At 45.2% G+C, this 20,607-nt stretch carries 23 protein-coding genes and 1 pseudogene; 14 read left to right on the top strand and 10 right to left on the bottom strand.

Annotation, left to right across the window (positions count from 1 at the left end):
- Positions 1-987: an aldo/keto reductase gene (locus DXN05_RS06980; protein WP_116846534.1), complete on the bottom strand. Its 987-nt coding sequence runs from the start codon at positions 985-987 to the stop codon at positions 1-3.
- A 66-nt stretch (positions 988-1,053) separates the two neighbouring features.
- Positions 1,054-1,905, bottom strand: coding sequence for an aldo/keto reductase (locus tag DXN05_RS06975; RefSeq protein WP_116846533.1), 852 nt, complete (start codon positions 1,903-1,905; stop codon positions 1,054-1,056).
- A gap of 286 nt (positions 1,906-2,191) precedes the next feature.
- On the opposite strand from DXN05_RS06975, the gene DXN05_RS06970 reads away from it, so the two are divergent.
- From DXN05_RS06970 to DXN05_RS06960, 4 genes and pseudogenes are all read left to right on the top strand, one after another.
- The gene (locus DXN05_RS06970; protein ID WP_116846532.1) at positions 2,192-3,088 is read left to right on the top strand and encodes a helix-turn-helix domain-containing protein; all 897 of its coding nucleotides are present in this window, start codon (positions 2,192-2,194) and stop codon (positions 3,086-3,088) included.
- 109 nt (positions 3,089-3,197) lie between these two features.
- Positions 3,198-3,713, top strand: a pseudogene (locus DXN05_RS25230) (carboxylesterase family protein); the annotation flags it as partial.
- Positions 3,638-4,213, top strand: coding sequence for a carboxylesterase family protein (locus tag DXN05_RS24890; RefSeq protein ID WP_211330012.1), 576 nt, complete (start codon positions 3,638-3,640; stop codon positions 4,211-4,213). The pseudogene DXN05_RS25230 and the gene DXN05_RS24890, both read left to right, overlap by 76 nt.
- 32 nt (positions 4,214-4,245) lie before the next feature.
- Positions 4,246-4,698 (top strand): cupin domain-containing protein, encoded by a 453-nt coding sequence (locus tag DXN05_RS06960; RefSeq protein ID WP_116846531.1) that lies wholly within the window; start codon positions 4,246-4,248, stop codon positions 4,696-4,698.
- 116 nt (positions 4,699-4,814) lie between these two features.
- On the opposite strand, the gene DXN05_RS06955 is transcribed toward DXN05_RS06960, so the two are convergent.
- Positions 4,815-5,213, bottom strand: coding sequence for a VOC family protein (locus tag DXN05_RS06955; RefSeq protein ID WP_116846530.1), 399 nt, complete (start codon positions 5,211-5,213; stop codon positions 4,815-4,817).
- 767 nt (positions 5,214-5,980) lie between these two features.
- Here DXN05_RS06955 and DXN05_RS06950 point away from each other — a divergent pair.
- Positions 5,981-6,349: a hypothetical protein gene (locus tag DXN05_RS06950; protein WP_147313853.1), complete on the top strand. Its 369-nt coding sequence runs from the start codon at positions 5,981-5,983 to the stop codon at positions 6,347-6,349.
- A 302-nt stretch (positions 6,350-6,651) separates the two neighbouring features.
- Here DXN05_RS06950 and DXN05_RS06945 read toward each other — a convergent pair whose 3' ends face one another.
- Positions 6,652-8,154: a Fic family protein gene (locus DXN05_RS06945; protein ID WP_116846528.1), complete on the bottom strand. Its 1,503-nt coding sequence runs from the start codon at positions 8,152-8,154 to the stop codon at positions 6,652-6,654.
- 423 nt (positions 8,155-8,577) lie between these two features.
- Between DXN05_RS06945 and DXN05_RS06940 the strand changes: the two genes are divergently transcribed.
- Positions 8,578-8,973 (top strand): hypothetical protein, encoded by a 396-nt coding sequence (locus DXN05_RS06940; RefSeq protein ID WP_116846527.1) that lies wholly within the window; start codon positions 8,578-8,580, stop codon positions 8,971-8,973.
- A gap of 558 nt (positions 8,974-9,531) precedes the next feature.
- On the opposite strand, the gene DXN05_RS06935 is transcribed toward DXN05_RS06940, so the two are convergent.
- Positions 9,532-9,966 (bottom strand): VOC family protein, encoded by a 435-nt coding sequence (locus DXN05_RS06935; RefSeq protein ID WP_116846526.1) that lies wholly within the window; start codon positions 9,964-9,966, stop codon positions 9,532-9,534.
- A 294-nt stretch (positions 9,967-10,260) separates the two neighbouring features.
- Between DXN05_RS06935 and DXN05_RS06930 the strand changes: the two genes are divergently transcribed.
- Both DXN05_RS06930 and DXN05_RS06925 read left to right on the top strand, forming a co-directional pair.
- Positions 10,261-10,548, top strand: coding sequence for a hypothetical protein (locus DXN05_RS06930; protein ID WP_147313852.1), 288 nt, complete (start codon positions 10,261-10,263; stop codon positions 10,546-10,548).
- 211 nt (positions 10,549-10,759) lie between these two features.
- Positions 10,760-11,488, top strand: a complete 729-nt coding sequence (locus DXN05_RS06925; RefSeq protein ID WP_116846524.1) for a DUF1028 domain-containing protein — start codon at positions 10,760-10,762, stop codon at positions 11,486-11,488.
- 295 nt (positions 11,489-11,783) lie between these two features.
- Here the strand turns inward: DXN05_RS06925 and DXN05_RS06920 are convergent, their stop codons facing one another.
- Positions 11,784-12,140, bottom strand: coding sequence for a winged helix-turn-helix transcriptional regulator (locus DXN05_RS06920; protein ID WP_116846523.1), 357 nt, complete (start codon positions 12,138-12,140; stop codon positions 11,784-11,786).
- Between the two features lie 105 nt (positions 12,141-12,245).
- On the opposite strand from DXN05_RS06920, the gene DXN05_RS06915 reads away from it, so the two are divergent.
- From DXN05_RS06915 to DXN05_RS06905, 3 genes are all read left to right on the top strand, one after another.
- Positions 12,246-13,001 carry an SDR family NAD(P)-dependent oxidoreductase gene (locus tag DXN05_RS06915; RefSeq protein ID WP_116846522.1) on the top strand — a complete coding sequence of 252 codons (756 nt, stop codon included), beginning with the start codon at positions 12,246-12,248 and terminating at the stop codon, positions 12,999-13,001.
- Positions 13,002-13,264: 263 nt separating this feature from the next.
- Complete coding sequence (locus DXN05_RS06910; RefSeq protein ID WP_147313851.1) at positions 13,265-14,041, top strand: hypothetical protein; 777 nt, start codon at positions 13,265-13,267, stop codon at positions 14,039-14,041.
- Positions 14,042-14,232: 191 nt separating this feature from the next.
- A complete protein-coding gene (locus DXN05_RS06905; RefSeq protein ID WP_116846520.1) occupies positions 14,233-14,763 on the top strand; it encodes a TlpA family protein disulfide reductase in 531 nt (176 codons plus the stop codon).
- 54 nt (positions 14,764-14,817) lie between these two features.
- Here DXN05_RS06905 and DXN05_RS06900 read toward each other — a convergent pair whose 3' ends face one another.
- The gene (locus DXN05_RS06900) at positions 14,818-15,261 is read right to left on the bottom strand and encodes a hypothetical protein (RefSeq protein WP_116846519.1); all 444 of its coding nucleotides are present in this window, start codon (positions 15,259-15,261) and stop codon (positions 14,818-14,820) included.
- 2 nt (positions 15,262-15,263) lie between these two features.
- Positions 15,264-16,241, bottom strand: coding sequence for a heme-binding domain-containing protein (locus DXN05_RS06895; protein ID WP_116846518.1), 978 nt, complete (start codon positions 16,239-16,241; stop codon positions 15,264-15,266).
- Positions 16,242-16,570: 329 nt separating this feature from the next.
- On the opposite strand from DXN05_RS06895, the gene DXN05_RS24600 reads away from it, so the two are divergent.
- The gene (locus DXN05_RS24600) at positions 16,571-16,774 is read left to right on the top strand and encodes a hypothetical protein (protein ID WP_116846517.1); all 204 of its coding nucleotides are present in this window, start codon (positions 16,571-16,573) and stop codon (positions 16,772-16,774) included.
- Here the strand turns inward: DXN05_RS24600 and DXN05_RS06885 are convergent.
- Positions 16,761-17,861 carry a redoxin domain-containing protein gene (locus tag DXN05_RS06885; protein ID WP_211329995.1) on the bottom strand — a complete coding sequence of 367 codons (1,101 nt, stop codon included), beginning with the start codon at positions 17,859-17,861 and terminating at the stop codon, positions 16,761-16,763. The two genes, DXN05_RS24600 and DXN05_RS06885, sit on opposite strands and share 14 nt — an antisense overlap.
- 274 nt (positions 17,862-18,135) lie before the next feature.
- Positions 18,136-18,303 carry a hypothetical protein gene (locus DXN05_RS24595; RefSeq protein WP_158559153.1) on the bottom strand — a complete coding sequence of 56 codons (168 nt, stop codon included), beginning with the start codon at positions 18,301-18,303 and terminating at the stop codon, positions 18,136-18,138.
- 76 nt (positions 18,304-18,379) lie between these two features.
- Here DXN05_RS24595 and DXN05_RS06880 point away from each other — a divergent pair, with 76 nt between their 5' ends.
- Positions 18,380-19,489, top strand: coding sequence for an acyltransferase family protein (locus DXN05_RS06880; RefSeq protein ID WP_116846516.1), 1,110 nt, complete (start codon positions 18,380-18,382; stop codon positions 19,487-19,489).
- Positions 19,490-19,741: 252 nt separating this feature from the next.
- Positions 19,742-20,191 (top strand): KTSC domain-containing protein, encoded by a 450-nt coding sequence (locus tag DXN05_RS06870; protein ID WP_116846514.1) that lies wholly within the window; start codon positions 19,742-19,744, stop codon positions 20,189-20,191.
- The last annotated feature ends 416 nt before the right edge of the window (positions 20,192-20,607 follow it).

Here is a 20,607-nt window from a genome sequence, read left to right as displayed (position 1 = left end):
TTATTTACGCCCCAGCAGTTTTTGTGCATCCGCAGAATAGCGATGCCCATGGACTTCAATTTCATCCAATGCTTTTTTGATAATGCCCAAATCTGTCTCCGTGAGCGTAATGGCGGCCCCGCCCAGGTTCTCTTCCAATCGGTGCAGCTTCGTCGTACCAGGTATAGGTACGATCCAGGGGGCCTGTGCCAGTAGCCATGCCAGTGCAATCTGTGCTGGTGTGGCGTTTTTGTCAGCCGCAAGCTGCGTGAGTTTATCTACCAGGCCTTGGTTGGCTTTGCGGTTTTCTTCGGAGAAGCGCGGGACCGTGTTACGAAAATCTGTTTTGTCAAATGCCGTTTGCGCGGTGATCGCCCCGGTCAAGAAGCCTTTACCCAGTGGACTAAAAGGGACAAAGCCAATACCCAGTTCCTGCAGGGTAGGCAGGATCTCTTCTTCCGGTTCCCGCCACCACAGCGAATATTCACTTTGCAGTGCAGTCACAGGTTGTACCGCATGCGCTTTGCGAATGGCCTGCACACCCGCTTCTGAAAGCCCAAAGTATTTGACCTTGCCTTCCGCGATCAGGTCTTTTACTGTGCCTGCTACGTCTTCCATGGGTATATTGGGATCTACCCGGTGCTGGTACAACAAATCTATCCGGTCTGTACGCAGCCGTTTTAATGCAGCCTCGGTTACTTCCCGGATGCGTTCCGGGCGGCTGTCTGTGCCCAGGGCCGGTTTACCTTCCTTGAAACCAAACTTGGTAGCAATAACTACCTGGTCCCGGTAGGGCGCTAATGCTTCACCCAGTAGTTCTTCGTTCTCAAACGGGCCATAGGCTTCTGCTGTATCGAAGAAAGTAACACCGCGTTCCACGGCAGCATGTAGCAACTTAATAGCTTCGGTCTTATCAGCGGCGGGGCCATAGCCATAACTCAGTCCCATGCAACCAAAGCCCAGTGCAGACACTTCTAATCCGCTATTTCCTAATTGTCTTTTTTTCATTTTGTGATCGGATTTATATTGTTATGCATGTCTGCATTACTACAGGCATGCCCGGGTAGCCCGGCACTAGTCCTCCAGCTTTCTTTCGCCCAGCCATTTAACCATGGCCGGATCGCGGTGGTCAAAGAACGCGCTGCTGGCAGTATCCAGTGTTTTGATCGCTTCCATATCCGCTGCACTTAAATCAAAATCGAAGATGTTGATATTCTCTTCCATTCGCTCTTTACGCACCGATTTGGGTATGGCCACCACACCACGCTGTGTCAGCCAGCGCAGGATTACCTGGGCAATGGATTTATTGTATTTGGCACCGATGGAAGCCAGCAGTTCATTTTTAAAAATATCATTCTTGCCTTCCGCAAACGGGCCCCAGGATTCAATCTGCACGTTGTTATCCTGCATGAACGTATGCGCCTCATGCTGCTGGTGAAACGGGTGTGTTTCCACCTGGTTAACGGCTGGCACGATCTCATTGTGGATGATCAGGTCAATTAGCCTGTCGGACTGGAAATTACTCACGCCAATGGCCCGTACTTTTCCCTGGCGGTACAATTCTTCCAGCGCACGCCACTCGCCGTATACATCGCCAAAGGGCTGGTGTATCAGGTAGAGGTCCAGGTAGTCAAGCTGCAGTTTCTTTAGCGATTTTTCAAAAGCCTTCATCGCCCCCTCGTACCCATTGGATTTAATGAATAGTTTGGTGGTAATGAAAAGTTCTTCCCGCGGTACACCACTGGCCTTGATGGCGCTGCCAACAGCCTCTTCGTTCATGTAGGATTCAGCTGTATCAATTAAGCGGTAGCCGCTTTCAATCGCTGCAATCACACTTCTTTCACATTCGGCCAGGTCTTTTACCTGGAACACCCCGAAACCCAGGATGGGCATTTCTACGCCATTATTGAGCTTAACTTTTTGCATATAATTTTTTTAGTCTTTACGTATCTTATCGGTTATGGGCCGGTGAAACCGTGCCCGCCTTTGCGCCTGCGATAACTGTTACCATTTGAGTAAAATACACTTGTTGTGCCTGGTGGGGCCTGGTTGATGGGCTGGTACGCCAGTATCACTACACAAAGGTCAGGCTAATTTCCAAGGGAGTGTTTACCCGAATTACTGCACTTTTTACCTTGATTACTGATCAGACGCCAGGCTGCGGAAAATGGGTAAAATATGCTGTACTTTTAGGTAGCTCAATGGTGGTATTATGGATAATATGTTGCGATTCAATACAGTAGGCGAATACAACGCCTTTAACAATAACGAAACCCTGCACCCGCTGGTAAGCGTGGTAGACCTCTCTAAAGCCAGCCCCCGCCAGGGCCACCGCATGTACTTTGGGTTTTATACCATCTTTTTAAAAGAATTAAAATGCGGTGATATGTCCTATGGGCGTGATACCTATGATTACCAGGAAGGCACGCTGGTCTTTTTAGCACCCGGCCAGGTGGCCGGCATTAACAGCAACGGGGAAACCTACCAGCCTAAAGGCCATGCACTGGTTTTCCATCCCGACTTTTTGCTGGGTACTACCGTTGGCAGGCACATCAATGACTATAGCTTTTTTGCCTACCAGACGCGCGAGGCATTGCACCTCTCTGAAAGAGAACGCCAGATCGTGTTGGACTGTTTTGCCAAAATTGAATATGAGTTGCAGCGGCCTATTGATAAGCACAGCAAAAAGCTCATTGCCTCCAACATTGAACTGTTCCTGGATTATTGCACGCGCTTCTACGAACGGCAGTTTATTACCCGTGAACATGTCCATAAGGGAATCCTGGCGCGGTTTGAACAAATGCTCAACGACTATTTTGTTTCAGATAAGACCTCCACCATCGGGCTGCCTTCCGTGTCCTATTTTGCTGGCGAGCTAAACCTGTCGCCCAATTACTTTGGCGACCTGGTGAAGAAGGAGACCGGAAGATCCGCACAGGATTATATCCAGGCTAAGATCATGGAAGTGGCTAAGCAAAAGATCTTTGATCCTACCAAGTCCCTAAGCCAGATAGCGGCAGAGCTGGGATTTAAGTACCAGGCACACTTTACGCGGTTATTCAAACAAAAGATCGGCTGTACCCCACAGGAATACCGGCTTGCGAATTAAAATATTCCAACGTATACTAACACTATCTCCATATGTGACCGGTTATTATTTAACCGGTCTTTTTTGTTTATACCCATCCTGGCGGCTGGAGCGCACGGTATCAGGAAAAATGGTAAATAAATCCGGAATCTGTCTAAAGGATACCTGCAAAAATGCGGGGATCTTTATTGCGTATGCAGGAGAAGACCTACTGCACTGTAGCTCATCATCAAACCTTGTCATCATGAAACTTTTTTCGATAATCCTTTGCCTGTCTATTACAGCCGGCCTATACGCGCAGCCCCGTGATACTACGCATGGCCCACAGGTGCGTGTAAACTCAGGAGTACTCCGGGGCGTGACCGACAGCGGCGTGACCAGCTTTAAAGGCATTCCGTATGCGGCCCCTCCGGTGGGCGAATACCGCTGGCGCCCACCACAGCCGGTAAAGCCCTGGGCCGGTGTGCGTGATGCCAGCCAGTTCTGCGCAGAATGCGCACAGGCAGCCTTTCCACGAGGTGCGGATTCCATCTCTAAACGGTCCAGCGAAGATTGCCTGTTCCTGAATGTATGGTTGCCTGCCGGCACACCTGCTACCGCCAAACTGCCCGTGATGGTATGGATACATGGCGGTGGTTTTGTATTTGGCAGCGGGGCGTTTCCTGGTTACATCCGGATGGCAATACTGAGCTACCCAAGCTGCTTACCATGGTTAACACCGATAAGGTGTGGGCAGAACCGGCACGGTTCACCGCCAGGGCATTTGTCGCAAAAGGGGCACCAGCCTATGTTTACCAGTTTGGTTATGTCGCAGCTTCCATGCAACAGTTCATGCGGTATGGGGCAGCCCATGCCTCTGAAATTGCTTACGTGTTTGATAACCTGCGTAGCCCGAATGGTGCCCTTATGACGCCTGAAGATCAAGCCGTAGCCAAGGTCATGAATGCGTATTGGACTAACTTTGCCAAAACCGGTAATCCCAATGGCAGCGGGCTTCCTGACTGGCCTGCGTTTGATCCTGCAAAGAATGGCCTGATGGTATTTCAGCCGGATGGCAAAGCCGTTGGCCAAACCGATCCTAAAAAAGCAAGGCTGGATGCCATGGAAAAGGCTGCAGCAGCAGCGCCGCATTCGCCACAGCCATAGTTCATATTCTTTACTGCATAAAACAAATCATAATGACGAAGTTAATTTCCACCACACTGTTCGTACTGTTGCTATCCGCCACCAGGTTGATTGCGCAGGATAATACTGTATTTCCCAAAGGGGAAGTGTCTACCACCGATAATCATACCGGCACGGTATGGCTCACAGAACTAAATAAACCGGATAGCGCACTAAACATCAGCCTCGCACAGGCAACATTTGCGCCCGGTGCAAAGCTGGATTGGCACTATCATCCTGCAGGCCAGTTCCTGCTGGTTACAGGTGGTGCCGGTTATTACCAGGAACGTGGTAAGCCGGTGCGGGTGGTGCATAAAGGTGAGGTTATTGAATGTTTGCCTGGTGTGGAGCACTGGCATGGCGCCACACCGGATAGCAGTTTTTCCTACATTGGTGTTACACCCATGCAAAAAGGGAAGACAGTTTGGCTCAAAAGGCTTACGGACGCTGAATACAAAGGCAATTAGCAGGTGATAATCACTCTATAGAAACAAAGGCTGATCAATAATTGGTCAGCCTTTTATGTTTGCTTACATAACGGAAACAAAGAATTTACCGCAATGTCATCATGCTTACCATTAAATCACATATTATCCATGAGCAGCACGTTGAATTTATGGCCATCCGGGTCTGCGAAAGCAAAGCCATAATAACCGGCTTCATCTCTTCTTACCTCTTTTAAGATCGTGCCTCCTGCTACCTTCACTTTATTTGCAAATTCATTCACTTGCTGTTCTGTATCTGCAGATAGGGTAAAAATGATTTCACTGGTCGTTAGTGATCCAGGCTTAAGAAATTCATCTATCTGTGACCCCTCTTCGAAAAAATGGATCACAAAATCATCTTCACCGAAAAGGAAGCTGGCGAGCTTCAGGTCTTTATTGTACCCATTAGAGGTAAAGCCTACCCGCTTATAAAATTCATTGGTAGCAGCCGCATTCTTCACACTGAAATTGGCCCAGATCTTCTGTTTTGTTTTCATACGCTTGATTCGTTTTAGTCATTAAGTGTCCGGTAAAGCTATGCCTTCACCGGGAGAGATTTCAGGTGCGCTTGGGACTTTGGAAAGGGGTGTTTGCGACAGTCTTTCTTAACGATACATGGGAGTATTATTGATCATGCAAGCCGCGCAGATGCGTGGCTTTTGTTTTGCCGGCGAGCTGGAGCGCCGTGGTTCGGCCGCCGTTGCGACGCTCCATTCATCGCCATCACCCTGATGGCGCGGGAAGAGTAACCTATCTCTTTGTTTAACGCATAATCAATTTTTCTTTTCGCCAGCAATTTCACTTTCCTTATAGCGCCAGTGCGGTTTTCCCCTTATCTGCCCTTTGCTTTTCACAAACCCATATCTCGCTCGGAATGAATAATTAAAAATAGCATATCGGCTGGTAGCCGCGCCGTAGGCGCTTGCCAAAAAAATTTTTAAATTTAAGGAAAATCTAGTAGATGCCTCCAAGCTAGTAATTGTCGGATATGGATTTCAAGATGAAGGAATCAACGATTTGATAAAAAATAATTATTTGGTCTATGATAAGCCGGTTTACGTCATTGACGTGAGAGAGCCCAAAAGTGAATTAATTACAACATATCAAAGGCAATTCGCTTTTTTACTTAATGGTGCTGTGGGGTACACAACACAACAGCTAATAGATCGCATATAATTCAGATAGGATTTTGAAAATGTGCATAAGATATAAACTGCAAGAATCGCACTTCGGAAGATTTATTTTCGATATAACAATTGTAATCATGGATACAGACCTACAAAGTAAGCAAAAGGATGCGGTTATTGGTGTGCTTACCAAAATTGAGACTTCCACTCAAAAGTTTACAGAGGATCATGCTGTGGCGACCTTACTTCGTCTTTCTCTGGGAACTGAGGATATAGTAAGTAATGAAGCGTTGGCTGATGTCATTGCATTTTCACTATATGAAGAAAGCGACTACGGCATTGCAAATTGGAATTGCTATTTTGGACCTCCAGTGGCGACTTATGAGAATGGTGCTATTAAAGAGCAAATTTTGAGGGAGCTAATTACATCAGAAATGGTAGGCTACTGGCGTGGTCAGGCAAGTTTATTTGGCAATCCTGTATTGAGGTCTCGATATTTGGGCTAGGCGCAATCCTGACGTGGTTACGATCTTGTCACATAAAGCTTTTTTCAAGCTGGCAGTGGATTGCTTGTGTACTTGTCAACATTACACGTTGTAGTCCGAATGCATAATATGGAAGTGGTAGATGGGTATAAGTGTATCTTCCAATTGGCGTGTGATAGGTTTGCGCTCGCCTGGTTGTTACTGATGTTATTTCAAAAACCTGCTCCGGGGTAAGTCGCCAGTATACTAATGCACTTTCCAGTGAAACATAACTTGGGCCTACGTGCGAAATCTAATTAAAGAAATTGAATTGCATTATAGCATTACAAAGTGTCAAAAATGTCGTGGTATGCTGCTTCCATTCTTTTTATTTCATCATCTGTAAGTTCTCTAAATTCGTCTCGCCTTCTTTTGGGAAACAAGCCTTTGTTACCGTGCAAAAAGTTTAATAATTTTCTGAGTTTGGCATCAGGCATGTCGACAATGTTTTGCACTGCTTTTTTGATGTCGTCATATCTGATGAGAAAATCCAATTCTTCAGGCATATCTTCCGTGATCGTCTGATGAATAACATTAACCAGGTATGCGCATTGCGCTGTTAAGTCAGGGTAACGAAAGTAGCCTTTAACTTGATCGGCATTTTTGATGATTATTCCTGTGTCTACAGTCGTTTCTATTTTTATGCGATCAATAAGTGGTTTTGAGTATTTTTCCAATGCCCCGTCATAGGCTCTCATATTATTGAGCATATGTGCGGAGACAGGTATGATGACGCCTTCCGGCACTTTGCCATCTAGTGCTAATACATCATGTATCAGAAAACGGTGTAAGCGGCCATTGCCATCTTCAAAGGGATGGATAAATACAAATCCAAATGAAAGCATTGCCGCTCTTATCTCTGCCGGCAATTTATTCGATGTTCTATCGGCAACTATTTGCAAGCCTTCCATCAATTCTTGTACAATTTCTGGCGGCGGACAAACATAATGGTAATCCTCGCGTCCAAATCCAGCGGATGCACCTACATAGTTTTGAAAATTCCGATAATCTTTGCTAGCATAGCGTGAATCTACAATTGCATTCTGTAATAAGACGAGCCGCTCTTTGCTTAGTAATGCGGCGTTTGGCTGACTGCCGGCCTTGGTGAGAATGCTGATAAATTTTTGTAAACGGTCTGGAGATGGTGTTTCCTTCTCTATTTGATACGATGATCTGGTTTCCTTTGTGTATAAGTAGCTCGTGGCTCGATCAAATATTTCATTCCCGTATTTGCTTTTCAATTCATTTATCTCTGCTGCCAAATCCTTACTGAGTAGTTTTTTGAGTTCACTCGTTTTCCGGATGATTGGACAGTATCGACGATCTCCAAGCATGTTATCGTCCACGTGCCAACGAGTACTTCTGATGATGCCGCCTACATAGTATTTGTCGCTGTCTAACAGGTCAAAATAATTGCCTGTTGTTGGTTTGGTTACCGGTAGCGTATGTTGACATAGATACTCATATAGATATCCGATTTTACGTTCAGGCTTTCCTGCTGGGGTTTTGTCAATAAACGCTGCAATTGCATTGTCTGGAATGTTGGCGAAAACCGCGTGTAAGAAATCAAGATCGAGATCGTCATATTTGAGGTAAAATTCTATATGATGCAATGCATCTTGAGGATCGTTTACCTGGTATGTCTTTATAAAGTATCTTTCTACATTCCCCAGTGCAGTTAGGTGCATACTGGCATTGTCAGCGATATAGGAACTATGCGTTAGGGTAAAATTTACCAGCCTAAATTTTTCCTTTAGCCATTGTCCACCTACGGGTATTGGTTCCATCCGGTAATGTTTTGCATGAGTTAATAAATTTGCCGATAAGTGATTAAGCCTGTTGAAATTCGATCAATTATCAGGTTTTCCCTTGGGTTCAGCTTGGGCTTACCTGAAAACAGATTACTCTCCCTTTAGATTACCTGAAAGCAAATTACGACTACCTGAAAATAGATTATAATTCCCTAAAGTTACATGAAAATGAATTGATGTTACATGAAAATAGATTAGAATTTGCTAGAATTACATGAAAATGAATTGAGGTTACATGAAAATAGATTAGAGTTCGCTGGAAACAAGCCGACGGACGGGAATTTTAATTATAGATTCCCATAATTAAGGAAACGGGTTTTCTTTAACTATGAAGTGGCCGGCGTCGTGGCGACGCCGTTATCGTGTTTAATTTGGTATGCCGGTTGCACCGGTAACGGTATGGCAAGAAAGATTATCAGCGGACAGGCATTGGCCGACGCCCGGGCAGTCGAGGCAAAGGGGAGCATCGCAGAAGCGATTGCTACCTACCAGCGGATGCATGCCCAGGTGCCGGATGATAACCGAGTGGTGAGCCGGCTGCTTATTTTACTGCGCAAGCAGAAGGATTATAAGGGGGAATTGCAGCTGATCAATGAAACTATCCGGCAGTATGAGCAGGGACTGCAGGCCTCCCGTGATGCCTGGTTAAAGGCACACCGGAAAAGTGCCCGCACCAGCCTTTCCCTGGCCAAGGCCTTAAACCTGGTCAGCCCCAAAGGCAAACCCCTTTATCAAGATCCTTTTATCACATCCCTGCACAAGCGCAAAACCACCGTCCAGCTTAGGTTGAAATAGTTTTCGTAGTTTGTTTCAGTTGTCGTCGCTCGTTATGGTTTGTCGTTACTGCAGCCTGTCACTCATCTCTGCTGGATCAAGGCCTGCGCTTTCTTAGCTTCCAGCCTGCTGCCGGCTTAAATTCCTTGCCTTCCAGTTTATTGTAATCTGCAAAGAAGGCTTCCTGGGCTTTTAATTCAGTCATTGGATATACAAGATAAGTTCACGAAAACCCACAGCAGATCAGCCAAAATAAATTCATAAAATAGCCTAGTAACAAATATTTTAAGAATGCTTTGCAATTGAATATAATCATATGACATCTACGGCCTGAGTATTACAACAATTACGGTTTGGGTGATTTGACATATCTACCCTCATTGATCAACCTAATAAAGGCCATTTGCTCAAAGATTTCATCCCCTGGTTCTCCAGATGATGAGATTACTGTCGCCCAGGCACAGAGTTAACGGGCTCGAATTTGAGACTGTTATTGTTCTGGGCACAAAAGAGGGACTTTCAATTGTTAAATTGGAAGCCCCTCTTTGCTTTTCCTATATAATTGTTTTCATACTAACCCTACCCCTTATAACCCGGGTCAAACTCTACAATCCATTCAATGCCATATTTATCCCTGAACATTCCGGCATAGGTACCCCATGGACTGTCACCAATGGGTCCTTCCACTTCTCCCCCTGCTGATAACCCATTAAATATTTTATCTGCTTCTTCGCGGCTTTCGGCATTCACATATATTTTAGACCGGTTTTCATTCTCACTTACCTGCCCCATAAACCCGGGAATATCGTTGGCTATTAACACATTGTTTTTGCCTAGCGGCAAGCCGATGTACATGATCTTATTTGCTTCCTCTTCGGCTACCTGAAACTCGGGGCCTGACAAGTCTTTAAAACGGGTGATCTTTGTAAACTCGCCGCCAAACACCGATTTGTAAAAAGTGAATGCTTCTTCGGCATTGCCATTGAAGTTGATCCAGGGATTAATTGCTCTCATGGTTTTTATTTTAGTTTATGTTGTTTCCATTTGTTCTGTGATGAATCCGCAAAAGCGTTATAATTGGTTAAGGGGGTAATGGGGGGATATTTTTTGCTGCCTACCGGGCTACATTCCGGTTTCTAAACCACCTCATAATTGAGTTATGAAATGGCTTTCTTTCTATTATATATTACAATTTGCAGTACCGTTTTATACGTGCATTTGTTTGTAAAATGCTAACTATTAAAAATACAGGAAAAAGCATGGTAATTCCGCTTATGAGATTATTATATTTGAGTAAATGCTTACCCCATGAATGCAGCTGATAACATCGCAAATCTATATTTCAGGTCGAAAAAGATTTCGCTGCTGATTTTGGCAGCAACAGCCATCATCTGCTCCAGCATGCTATTCTTCTTTTTCAATGACCCTGAAGGCCCGAACTTGGTAGTAGTTGTAGGATTGGCATTGGCTGTGTATTTTTTATCTGCAATAGCCTATATATTCAGCCCGTTCAAAGTAAATGGCATTAAGAGACTTTCAGTGGTAATTTGTATGCAGATACTATCGGTTATTGCCCTCTATTTCTGTATGAAGTAGTTGTAGCTTAACTACCGGGCATCAAATTTTAAATTGATGCAGTAAAAACATATTCCTTTTTTATGTAAAGCCTTCATTAAGCGCTGTTGACAAAAATCGGGCACTTGCGCCTTGCAGATGTAATAGCAGCAACACATTGATTTACCCGGCATTTTGTATCCCGTTCCTTACTTCTTGATCCGGCCATTTTAAGCACCTATAAACACGCCTCATGAAAAAAACAAAGCGCCTTTACCTATCTTTTTTATTTTTCACCTTGTGTTTTCACTCATTCGCAACATGGTCAATTATTGTAGTTGATCCCAAAACAAAAGAGATAGGGATAGCCGGGGCCTCTTGTACAATAAGTGTATACGGCATTGGCGCTATTGTACCGGGGAAAGGCGCAATCGTGGTGCAGGCAAATGCCAATCCTTTGGCAAAATTGCAGGGCTTTGAAATGATCATGAAAGACGTACCACCTGCTGACATACTTAAAAAAATCAGGCATCCAGACTTTGACCCCGAGCATCAACAATATGCCATTATTTGCATGAGTGATGTGTTGCATCCGCTAACCTATACCGGAACAGAAACAACATCATACGCAGGCTCCTTGTCAGGGAATGGTATTTCAGTACAGGGCAATATGCTCACCAATCCGGACGAACTGCAGGCGATTTTTGATGCTGCCCAAAAAGCACAAAAAGATTCTCTGCCCATACAAGACATCTTAATGCTTGCATTAGAAGCAGGCGCAAAATCCGGCGGCGATAAAAGATGCGGGGAACGAAAAGCCGCGAGTGCTTTTCTAACCGTTTCGAAACCTACCGATGTTGAAAAACACTGGCTTAATCTGGTTATTTATGGCACTGATGATAAAATAAATGCTGTGGAGGCTTTGCGCCAAAAATTTGATGACTGGAAAGCCAAGTCAAACAGCGAACGCATCAATCTTTAAATTGACGAAATAACTACGCTGAAATGCCACTACAGGCAAAGAATTGCCATTGCAAAAAAATTCAGGGATAGTCTGAACTATGCGGATCTCATCATCCACAATAAAGATTTTTATGGGCAGTATGCTGCTGCCCATTACGCGGTTTGCGGCATATTCGTTCAATACATCGTTGACCATTTCGGTGTGGCGGCATTCAAAAATTACTGCGTGGCCGCAGATAAAAAAACAATGACAAAAACTGTTTTCAACACAGACTTTGATGCGCTTGTTGCTGATTACAAAACCTGGCTGAATGCTACTTCTTCCCGATAATTTTTTTCCGGTGCGCGATTCCCCACTCCGTTAAATTGGTAACGATGGTCTTTAAGGTTTGACCATGTGCTGTAAGTTCATACTGCACGGTCACCGGTTGTGTGTCTAACACTGTCCGTTTAATCAGTTTGTTCACTTCCAGCTCCTTTAATTCTTTGCTCAGCATCTTGTTAGATATGCCACTTACATCCTCCAGTATATCAGAGAATCTTCTTTTGTTGTAATGGCAGATAGACGAGATAATGTAGATTTTCCATTTCCCGCTCAGCACATCCATCGCGTCATGCACTGCCAGCATTTCCTTTTTGCGATCTGTCTGAAAATCTTTTTTGCACTCCATATGTTACTTTGTTACCTCCAGGTTACTGTTACTTTTAGATACAAAGTTACTAAAGTAAACATTAGCGCCATAATTTTACGCTGCAAACATTAAATGCGTAGAAAAATGAAAAAACTGGAAAACAAAGTAGCCATAGTTACAGGCGCGTCGAAAGGCATAGGAGCATCCATCGCTAAACATTTTGCAGCAGCAGGTGCAAAGGTTGTGGTGAATTACAGGTCGGGCAAAGAGGATGCGGATAATGTTGTTAAATCAATCACCGGCAATGGCGGTGTAGCCATTGCAGTACAGGGCGATGTGTCCGATGAAGCCGGTATCATCAGGCTTTTTGAAGAAACAAAAAATGCCTTCGGCACACTGGACATCCTGGTAAACAATGCCGGCATTTACCAGTTCGCACCCATTGAATCGGTGTCTGCAGCATCTGTTCACCTGCATTTCAATACCAATGTATTGGGGTCTATACTGGCAACCCGCGAAGCTGTAAAACTGTTTGGCGACAAAGGCGGCAACATCATCAACATCAGCTCAGGCGCAAGCAATACGCCTTTGGCCACAGGCTCGGTATATTCTGCAACCAAGGCTGCGTTAGATGCAGTGACCATTGCCCTATCAAAAGAACTGGGTGCAAAAAATATCCGCATCAATTCTATTCTGCCCGGCGGGGTAGAAACCGAAGGCACACACAGCGCAGGCATCGTTGGTAGTGATCTTGAAACCACAATGGTGGCCAATACACCGCTTGGCCGTTTGGGACAGCCGGAGGATATTGCAAAGGTGGCTGTATTCCTTGCTTCTGCTGATGCGGCATGGATTACAGGAGAAAAAATCACTGTTTCCGGCGGCATTTACGGACTTTAAAAGACAGGGCCCTGCCCGATTTTTGTACCGGCTGATTACGTCATTTTCATTAACACGGAATGAGGTAATCAGCTTTTTTAATACACCGGCAAAAACGGGCTCGTAGAACTCCGGTACCAGATAAAAAATAGCACCGCATTATTTACCATAAATAATTTATGGAATTTCATCTTTCCCGCATCTCAACGCCAACCCCGCTCTGCTAACTGCACTAAATCCTGGCGGGCATCAGCCATATGACAAGTAAAAGAACATTATTTTTTATGATGGGCATTTGTTTGTGCCGCCTGGCCAAAGCGCAAACAGGCAATGATTCATATGCCGCAAACAACTGTAAGCCAGTTATCTTATCCATTTACCTGCACAGCAAAAACAACATCGTTTTCAATAGCGAAGATGCTCCTATCACCTTCAAAAACCCTTCAGCCGGTGATAGCCTCATTACAAAAGCGATTTATACGGATAAGCCTACGCACCTGTTTTATAAACGCATGTTCATCACAGCAACAGGTACACGGCAGGAAGCAGGCAACCTCTTGCTGTTTCCCGGCGACAGTGTGGTTTTACAGAACAATGGCAGCACTATCCGGTACTCAACAGGATTTCAGACTTTCATTGACAGCTTTATCAATTTCACCATCCTGGGTTCCCCGGGTGAGCCAGTTCAGTATCAACTGTTCGACAGCATCGGGCTGATGGGCATGTTGGAAAAAATAAAACGCGATTACCTTGTCAACGACAGGAAAATAACCGCATCAGCTCTCCCGTTTGCACAGGTAGCGGCGCTCAAACAACTCAACTATATTACGCAGGCAAGTCAAATATGTGCAATTCCCTTTGCCCATATAAAGCCCGCAGAAAAACCGGTGCTGGATAACGCATACCGGCAGCTGCTGGCACATGCAGACAGCTTTATGTTGATTAAATCGCTGTTTGCAGGCAGCGTTTATTACCAGCTTATTGCGTACAATGCATTAAGCAATACAAGTGGCCCCGATGATTTCTGGACCTATTTAATAAGGCAGACAGCAATATTTTAAGAAGCACTTTTTATCAGCCCTATATTCTTAACAGCATACAAAGAACCTACAGGAATTTACCCGATAAAATTCCCGTAATAGCCCAGTCGCTTAAACGGAATACCTATCCGCTACCTTTTTTTGACACACTTGCCCGCATAACCGATATCCTTTTACAAACCAGGACAAACTACAAGGCTGCTAAAGAAGCATTGAATCAATATGCGGATGGCAGGTATACCTATATGTTAAGCGAAGAAGACGTGCTGCACCGGCAACAGCGAAACATTCAACCTTTAGCTGCGGTTAACCTGCTTGATTTCAGCAGGCATACAATACCCTTGCAAAAAGTATTGGCCAGTGCTGATGCCAACATTATTGTGCTTGATTTTTGGGCCAGCTGGTGTGTTCCCTGTGCTGCCGATTACCCGTTTCTAAAAAAAGCGGAAGATGCTTTGAAAAACAAGTCCATCAGGTTTATCAGCATCAGTATAGATGTTGAAGAAGATACAGGCAAATGGGTAAACCGCACCAGGCAGCAAAACACATTTGGTAAACCTGGCCAATATCGCCTGGAGAATCCCAAACAATCGCCGGTTAATGGGTTCTTTAAATTACAAAGTATTCCCCGTTATATCGTGCTCGACAAAACGGGCAACATACTGGAAGAAGATTTCGACCGGCCCAAAGAAGCAGCTTTTCAACGAAAACTGGAGATGTACGTAAGCAGGTATCAACAATAAAACAGCCTGGGCACTGCAGTGCCCAGGCTGTTTTATATCGTTTTGCATGTTCGCTTAAGGCATAACAGAAGGCTTGTAGCCAAATATATAGTTAATACGCTGCGCGGTGTTTAATACTGTACCGTTAACCGGTTGTGCGTTGCCTTTTTCCAGCTGGTAATTATACGTAGTATCGCTTTCAACATGAATGGTTTCCACGCTTAACAGCTCGCCGTTAATGCTGCTGCCATAATAAACGGGATCATCATGGTATTGCCAGGTAACAAAGGCGAAACTTTCGCCTGCAACATGGTGCCCATCGCCTGCCAGTGCCGCTGCATAAGCTTCCTTGTTGCCATACAGCGCACTCATGGTTTGCAGGTGTTTGTTTACAGAAGAAGTGATCAGAGTTAGGCCATGCGGATCATACACAATACGTGTAAGCTGGTTACCGGCCGGTTTACCGCATGAAGCCAGGATAATGATTGCTGCAAATGCAGGTATAATGTGTTTCATCATTGTTATTGTTTGGGATTAACTTTCAAAGGAACACTGAATAAATAACCGGTTTCTTCAGCCAGCTGACGGTGGCAGCTGATACATTGGGTTGTGGCAAAATTGGCAGTATGGCCATATGGAGTAAGGTTATTGCCCGAGAACTTGGCAAAACCCCAGCCTTCTGTTTCGGTATATTGCTTACCATCTTTTACCAAAAACTGCGCATTAATGAACTTACCGGGGCGCACTTCACCATATTCGTTAGGTGCTTGCTCCCATACAGCTTTTACCACTACAGCACCATCTGGCCAGGGATGAAACTGTTCGTTTTCAACAGCCTTCACCGCAATATCATTACCATAAATCACACGCATGGAATTTTCAAACAGCGTGCTCATGCTGATCACTTTCCATTTTTTAAATTCATCTGTATAAACAACTCCGTTGGGCGATTTAGGGAAGACTTTCAATGTATCCGTCTGCTTCCGCCATGCAGCAAAAGCCTCCTGGGCATCGTGCACAATGGTAGAATCAGACCGGTCATTATGTGTGATTGATTCAGTGTATTTGCGGATGATCTCTACTTCTGCAGGAGAAAGTTTTGCATCCGGGTGCAGCAGCCTGTATCCCTTCAGTGGCATTCTGTCAAACTTTACCATATTGGTAATACCCCAGAAAGCACCCACACGGTCACCGGCGCCCAGTTTGTCCCATTCTGAAAAATTCATTATCTGCCGTGCATGTTCCACATCTGCTTTTACGCGCCAGGAAAGCGGTGCAATTTTATCGAACCAGGCCAGTTTTGTTTCGTTGGAATGGCAGTTAAAGCACGAACGCTGGAGAATAGCCATTACTTCTTTCGGTGCTTCAATAGTGCCGGTAACAGGAGGATTAGTCAAAGGTTGGGTGGTAAATTGCAGTACCACTACCGCCAGTACAACAAATGCAATAATACCGAGCAGTACCTTCTTTACCTTGCTTTTTCGCGTAAGTGAATTCATACAGGTGATTTTGCTCAAAGATACCCGGCAGGCAGGCTGCCCTTACCTTTGAATATGCCGGGCCGGACAGATTAGCCCCTGAGCCGGGCATTCGGGTGGGTGAAAAAACGGAGATATCTGCTGCCCTCACTTGCAAATGTTTGCAAACGTTTATATAATTGTAGCTGTGATCCTTGCTGAAAGCCTGCAACCCCTACCTAATAAAAATTCAAATATGCTTACAACCTATGTAATTTTCAAATCAAGAAGAAGAAAGGTCAATCTTAAATAACACCTATATCACCTGCTGCAATCAATTCGTTCACGCAGGCCACCAAACCAAAACACCAATGATCAACTGTCCCTTCTTACTAACTTTCTACAAACACCATCAAAACATAAAAGCAGGCAAGCCCGCCGCAGACTTTACCAACTTTGCCACAATTGAAAATATATGGATGGGATTTTATGGCCTGGGCAAACTGGAAACCTACCAGTTCATTTACAGCCAATGCCGCAGCATCACCCATGCAGGGGGGCTTATCCGAATGTGAAAGAAAAAGTCTCTACACCGGCAGTTAAAAATTCAATCTCAAATAACCGGTCAGTCACAGGCCCCTGTTGTCTGATTAACTGGTACAGCCGCTGTTCTTTCACTGTACCAAACCCGTCACTATCGGTGTCAATACCATGCGCTTCAACTGGAGGTAAACCATCAATGCGCACGCGAAATTTTATTGCAGTACCCGGCGTTAGTGCGCCCATTACCAGGTTAAGATCGCGGGCATGAAAACGGTATATCATCCGGCCATTCGCCTTATTCAAAACAGTCGACTGCAAGCCCATTGTCCATTCACCTGCAAGTGCCCACTGGTTCAATTCCAGTCGCGCCGGCGCTGTATACGAAAGCGGCTGAAGCGGTCTTACCCCTCCGCGTGAAGCAAACCCTTGCGTTCTGATAGCGTTCACATAATTTTCCTGCGATTGCAGGTTGCTCCAATCAGCTGCCAGCTCTATCCCCTGCGCATCTTCTGCAACCAAATCCTGGCTAACGCCTGTATTGCCTGCTTCAGCCAATAATTGCTGTATCACTTTTTCTGATTGTTCATAATCACCTTCTCCAAAATGGTGATGCCGGATATTTCCTTTCGCATCAACAAAATACAAGGCAGGCCAGTATTCGTTTTTAAACACCCGCCATATTTCATGGTTGTTATCAATAGCCACCGGGTACTGGATATTCATTTCAGCAAAGGCGTGGCGCACATTGTCTGCATTTTCTTCAAAAGGAAACTCGGGTGTTTGCACTCCTAGCACCACAAGTCCCTGGTCTTTGTACTTTTGTGCCCATGCCCGTACATAGGGCAGTTGACGCAGCCAGTTAATGCACGAGAAAGTACAGAAGTTTACCAATACCACTTTGCCTCTCAGGCATTCCCGGGTAAGCGCACCGGTATTTACCCAGCCGGTAGCACCATTAAGTGAAGGCAACTTGCCTTCAAACGGGAGTTGATCATTTGTAGTAGTTGCCTGCTTTGCAGCACGCCAGCTGCCACAGAGCAGGCCGGCACAGGTAAGCGCTGCAAGCACCATAAACGGTGTAATCAAAAAACGGCGGATGCCGGCAAATTCGGTTTTCATATATACCTTATTAACAGGTTCAGCTTAAAAATGCGCACTATGAATGTTGCAGGTAAACAACTATTATCCCTAACAGCATCATTCAAGTGTTTGTTTACAAAGTTACCCCACGTAACAGCCTGCACAAGCCCAGGCAAGCCAGCCAGGCAAAGTGCGCATTGAACCGGGCATTTTAGCACCCGAAGCATTCTGCCAAAAAGGTTACCGGCTTTCCCGGAAAACAAAAAAGAGCAGTATCACTGAAATGACACTACTCTTTTAGGATTCGCTTCATTTATTGAACAATGAAACTATTGAACATTTGAACCATCAGCTCACTACTTCTCTGCTCCCACATCGGTTTTAAATCCAGCAACACCTGGTTAATCAGGATATCGATGTCCTGTCGCACGGCTGGTTCAGTCTCCTGGTGATTGGCTAATGTATCTTCTATGCATAACATCGCGTATTTTTTTCATAGATTTCCTATATTCAGGGCTATATATTTTTCCTGACGCATACTAAACCAACCAACACAAATGACGCTTGCTTCTCCCGATTCCCGCCCGCATTTCCAGATTCTCGACGGACTGCGTGGTGTAGCCGCCCTTACTGTAGTGATATTTCATATTTGCGAAGCCCATGCCACCAGCCATGTTGACCAGCTGATTAACCATGGTTACCTGGCAGTGGACTTTTTCTTTTTGTTATCCGGTTTCGTAATTGGTTATGCCTACGATGGCCGCTGGCCCGGCATTACCATTAAAGGTTTTTTCAAACGCCGGCTTATACGCCTGCAGCCTATGGTGGTAATGGGCTCTGTAATTGGTGCGCTTTGTTTTTACTATTCAGCCTCACCTATATGGCCCGGTATTTCGCAGGTACCCGTGTGGCAGGTAATTGCCGTAATGCTGCTGGGCGCTACATTGCTGCCATTGCCCGTATCTATGGATATCCGCGGCTGGCAGGAAATGCACCCGCTGGATGGCCCGGCCTGGTCATTGTTTTTTGAGTACATCGGCAATATCCTGTACGCATTAATCATACGCAGGTTTTCAAAAACAGCATTGGCCATACTGGCAGTACTCTCAGCCATTGCCCTGGTGCATCTCGCCGTATTCGCCAATGAAGGCCATGTAATCGGCGGCTGGTCGCTCGATGCGAAACAGCTGCACATTGGCTTCGTCCGGTTAATGTATCCCTTTGTTGCGGGATTGCTCTTATTCCGCGTTGCCAAACTCACGCAGATAAAAAATGCCTTCCTGTGGAGTTCGCTGTTATTGTTGTTCGTACTCGCATTTCCAAGAATCGGCGGCCTCACACAACTATGGCAAAACGGCATATACGAAGCCGTAGTTATTATACTCGTATTTCCGCTGGTTATTTATATTGGTGCAAGTGGCAGGCCGCTTTCAGGAGCAGCCAATAAAATATGCAAGTTCATAGGTGACCTTTCTTACCCCATATACATTACCCACTATCCCTTCGTTTACATTTATACAGGATGGGTAGCCACGCACAAAGTAAGCTTGCATGCAGGGTTGCCTTTCGCGGTACTTACTTTTGTCGTGTCTGTTTCTGTAGCCTATGCTTGTTTAAAATGGTATGATGAACCGGTGCGTCGCTGGCTGCAAAAAAAATGGGCATAATTATTTTGCCGCAACATCCCGCAAGTGTAACACTGCGCCCATCCCGTTTACAAAAGGCACCAGCGATACCCATCCGTGAAGCATATGCACGGGTGGGTATTGTATATAGCTAATTATCAGCCATTTAACACACCAAAGCCTTCTTTGAAACGCCCTGCACGCGCCAACTTTATTAAAAGCTTTACCATTAATTGACATTACAATGCGGCAAGCCCGTTGTATTGAACTACCTTTGCGCGGCATAAACGAATCATGAGTAATATAGCAGCATACCGCAAATTATTGGGCGTTACTAAAACGACCGAGGTTAAAGAAATGAAAACCATTTACCGCAACCTGATGAAAGAATGGCATCCCGATAAATTTGCCAACGCAGAAGATGCTGCCAAACAGGAAGCAGAACACAAGAGCAAAGAGCTGATAGAAGCATACAATTTCCTGGTAAGCATTGCCCCGGAAACCATTGCACAGGCGTTGCCTATGTACACTGAAACCATCAATGCATCACCACTGTCTGACTTCTCTTACACCAAATCAACACTCACCTTGGTTTTTGAAGATGGCAGCAGCTATGAATATTTTGATGTACCCAAAGCCACGTATGTAAAACTGATCAATTCCGACACGCCGGGCCGTTTCTGCCGCAGGCACGTGTTTCATGAGTTTGTTTACCGAAAAGTAGCAAAAGCAATGGCCGTGTAACAACACGAACTTTCATAAGATAGCAATAAAAGAGGCTCCTTTGCGGAGCCTTTTTTATTTTCATATACTTTTCCGGTAATGGTCAGCCTGTTGCTTTTGTCAGGTATATCCAGTTGCTGCAGCAATGCCGGTATCCTGTACAAATAAGCAATCGCGGTGCCATGTCGTTGCCGGTGTCCCTACCGGCAACTACCTCCGCTCCGAACAGTGCATTCGCTATGATCATCGGACTTGCTATGATCATCCCGACTGTCGCCTTCCGGTTCTCAATGGTTCTCTAACGCACGCTATCGCACTGGTCCGCAATCAAACAATTTGTCCGGAACCGGACAAAAACATGCGTTTAAAAACCCGCAACAATATAATTATCAAACAATTGCGTTTGGCACCCATCTTGAAAATCCTAAGGCATAAAT

Origin of the sequence: Deminuibacter soli (assembly GCF_003412455.1) — a bacterium.
GTDB classification, from domain to species: Bacteria; Bacteroidota; Bacteroidia; order Chitinophagales; family Chitinophagaceae; genus Deminuibacter; species Deminuibacter soli.
This window is presented reverse-complemented; position numbering and strand designations above follow the sequence as displayed.

Bases quoted from the DNA above. Each gene is read 5' to 3' on its own strand.
- DXN05_RS06980 (WP_116846534.1), bottom strand. From the start codon at position 987: ATGAAAAAAAGACAATTAGGAAATAGCGGATTAGAAGTGTCTGCACTG.
- DXN05_RS06975 (WP_116846533.1), bottom strand. From the start codon at position 1,905: ATGCAAAAAGTTAAGCTCAATAATGGCGTAGAAATGCCCATCCTGGGT.
- DXN05_RS06970 (WP_116846532.1), top strand. From the start codon at position 2,192: ATGGATAATATGTTGCGATTCAATACAGTAGGCGAATACAACGCCTTT.
- DXN05_RS24890 (WP_211330012.1), top strand. From the start codon at position 3,638: ATGGTTGCCTGCCGGCACACCTGCTACCGCCAAACTGCCCGTGATGGT.
- DXN05_RS06960 (WP_116846531.1), top strand. From the start codon at position 4,246: ATGACGAAGTTAATTTCCACCACACTGTTCGTACTGTTGCTATCCGCC.
- DXN05_RS06955 (WP_116846530.1), bottom strand. From the start codon at position 5,213: ATGAAAACAAAACAGAAGATCTGGGCCAATTTCAGTGTGAAGAATGCG.
- DXN05_RS06950 (WP_147313853.1), top strand. From the start codon at position 5,981: ATGGATACAGACCTACAAAGTAAGCAAAAGGATGCGGTTATTGGTGTG.
- DXN05_RS06945 (WP_116846528.1), bottom strand. From the start codon at position 8,154: ATGGAACCAATACCCGTAGGTGGACAATGGCTAAAGGAAAAATTTAGG.
- DXN05_RS06940 (WP_116846527.1), top strand. From the start codon at position 8,578: ATGGCAAGAAAGATTATCAGCGGACAGGCATTGGCCGACGCCCGGGCA.
- DXN05_RS06935 (WP_116846526.1), bottom strand. From the start codon at position 9,966: ATGAGAGCAATTAATCCCTGGATCAACTTCAATGGCAATGCCGAAGAA.
- DXN05_RS06930 (WP_147313852.1), top strand. From the start codon at position 10,261: ATGAATGCAGCTGATAACATCGCAAATCTATATTTCAGGTCGAAAAAG.
- DXN05_RS06925 (WP_116846524.1), top strand. From the start codon at position 10,760: ATGAAAAAAACAAAGCGCCTTTACCTATCTTTTTTATTTTTCACCTTG.
- DXN05_RS06920 (WP_116846523.1), bottom strand. From the start codon at position 12,140: ATGGAGTGCAAAAAAGATTTTCAGACAGATCGCAAAAAGGAAATGCTG.
- DXN05_RS06915 (WP_116846522.1), top strand. From the start codon at position 12,246: ATGAAAAAACTGGAAAACAAAGTAGCCATAGTTACAGGCGCGTCGAAA.
- DXN05_RS06910 (WP_147313851.1), top strand. From the start codon at position 13,265: ATGATGGGCATTTGTTTGTGCCGCCTGGCCAAAGCGCAAACAGGCAAT.
- DXN05_RS06900 (WP_116846519.1), bottom strand. From the start codon at position 15,261: ATGATGAAACACATTATACCTGCATTTGCAGCAATCATTATCCTGGCT.
- DXN05_RS06895 (WP_116846518.1), bottom strand. From the start codon at position 16,241: ATGAATTCACTTACGCGAAAAAGCAAGGTAAAGAAGGTACTGCTCGGT.
- DXN05_RS24600 (WP_116846517.1), top strand. From the start codon at position 16,571: ATGATCAACTGTCCCTTCTTACTAACTTTCTACAAACACCATCAAAAC.
- DXN05_RS06885 (WP_211329995.1), bottom strand. From the start codon at position 17,861: ATGAAAACCGAATTTGCCGGCATCCGCCGTTTTTTGATTACACCGTTT.
- DXN05_RS24595 (WP_158559153.1), bottom strand. From the start codon at position 18,303: ATGTTATGCATAGAAGATACATTAGCCAATCACCAGGAGACTGAACCA.
- DXN05_RS06880 (WP_116846516.1), top strand. From the start codon at position 18,380: ATGACGCTTGCTTCTCCCGATTCCCGCCCGCATTTCCAGATTCTCGAC.
- DXN05_RS06870 (WP_116846514.1), top strand. From the start codon at position 19,742: ATGAGTAATATAGCAGCATACCGCAAATTATTGGGCGTTACTAAAACG.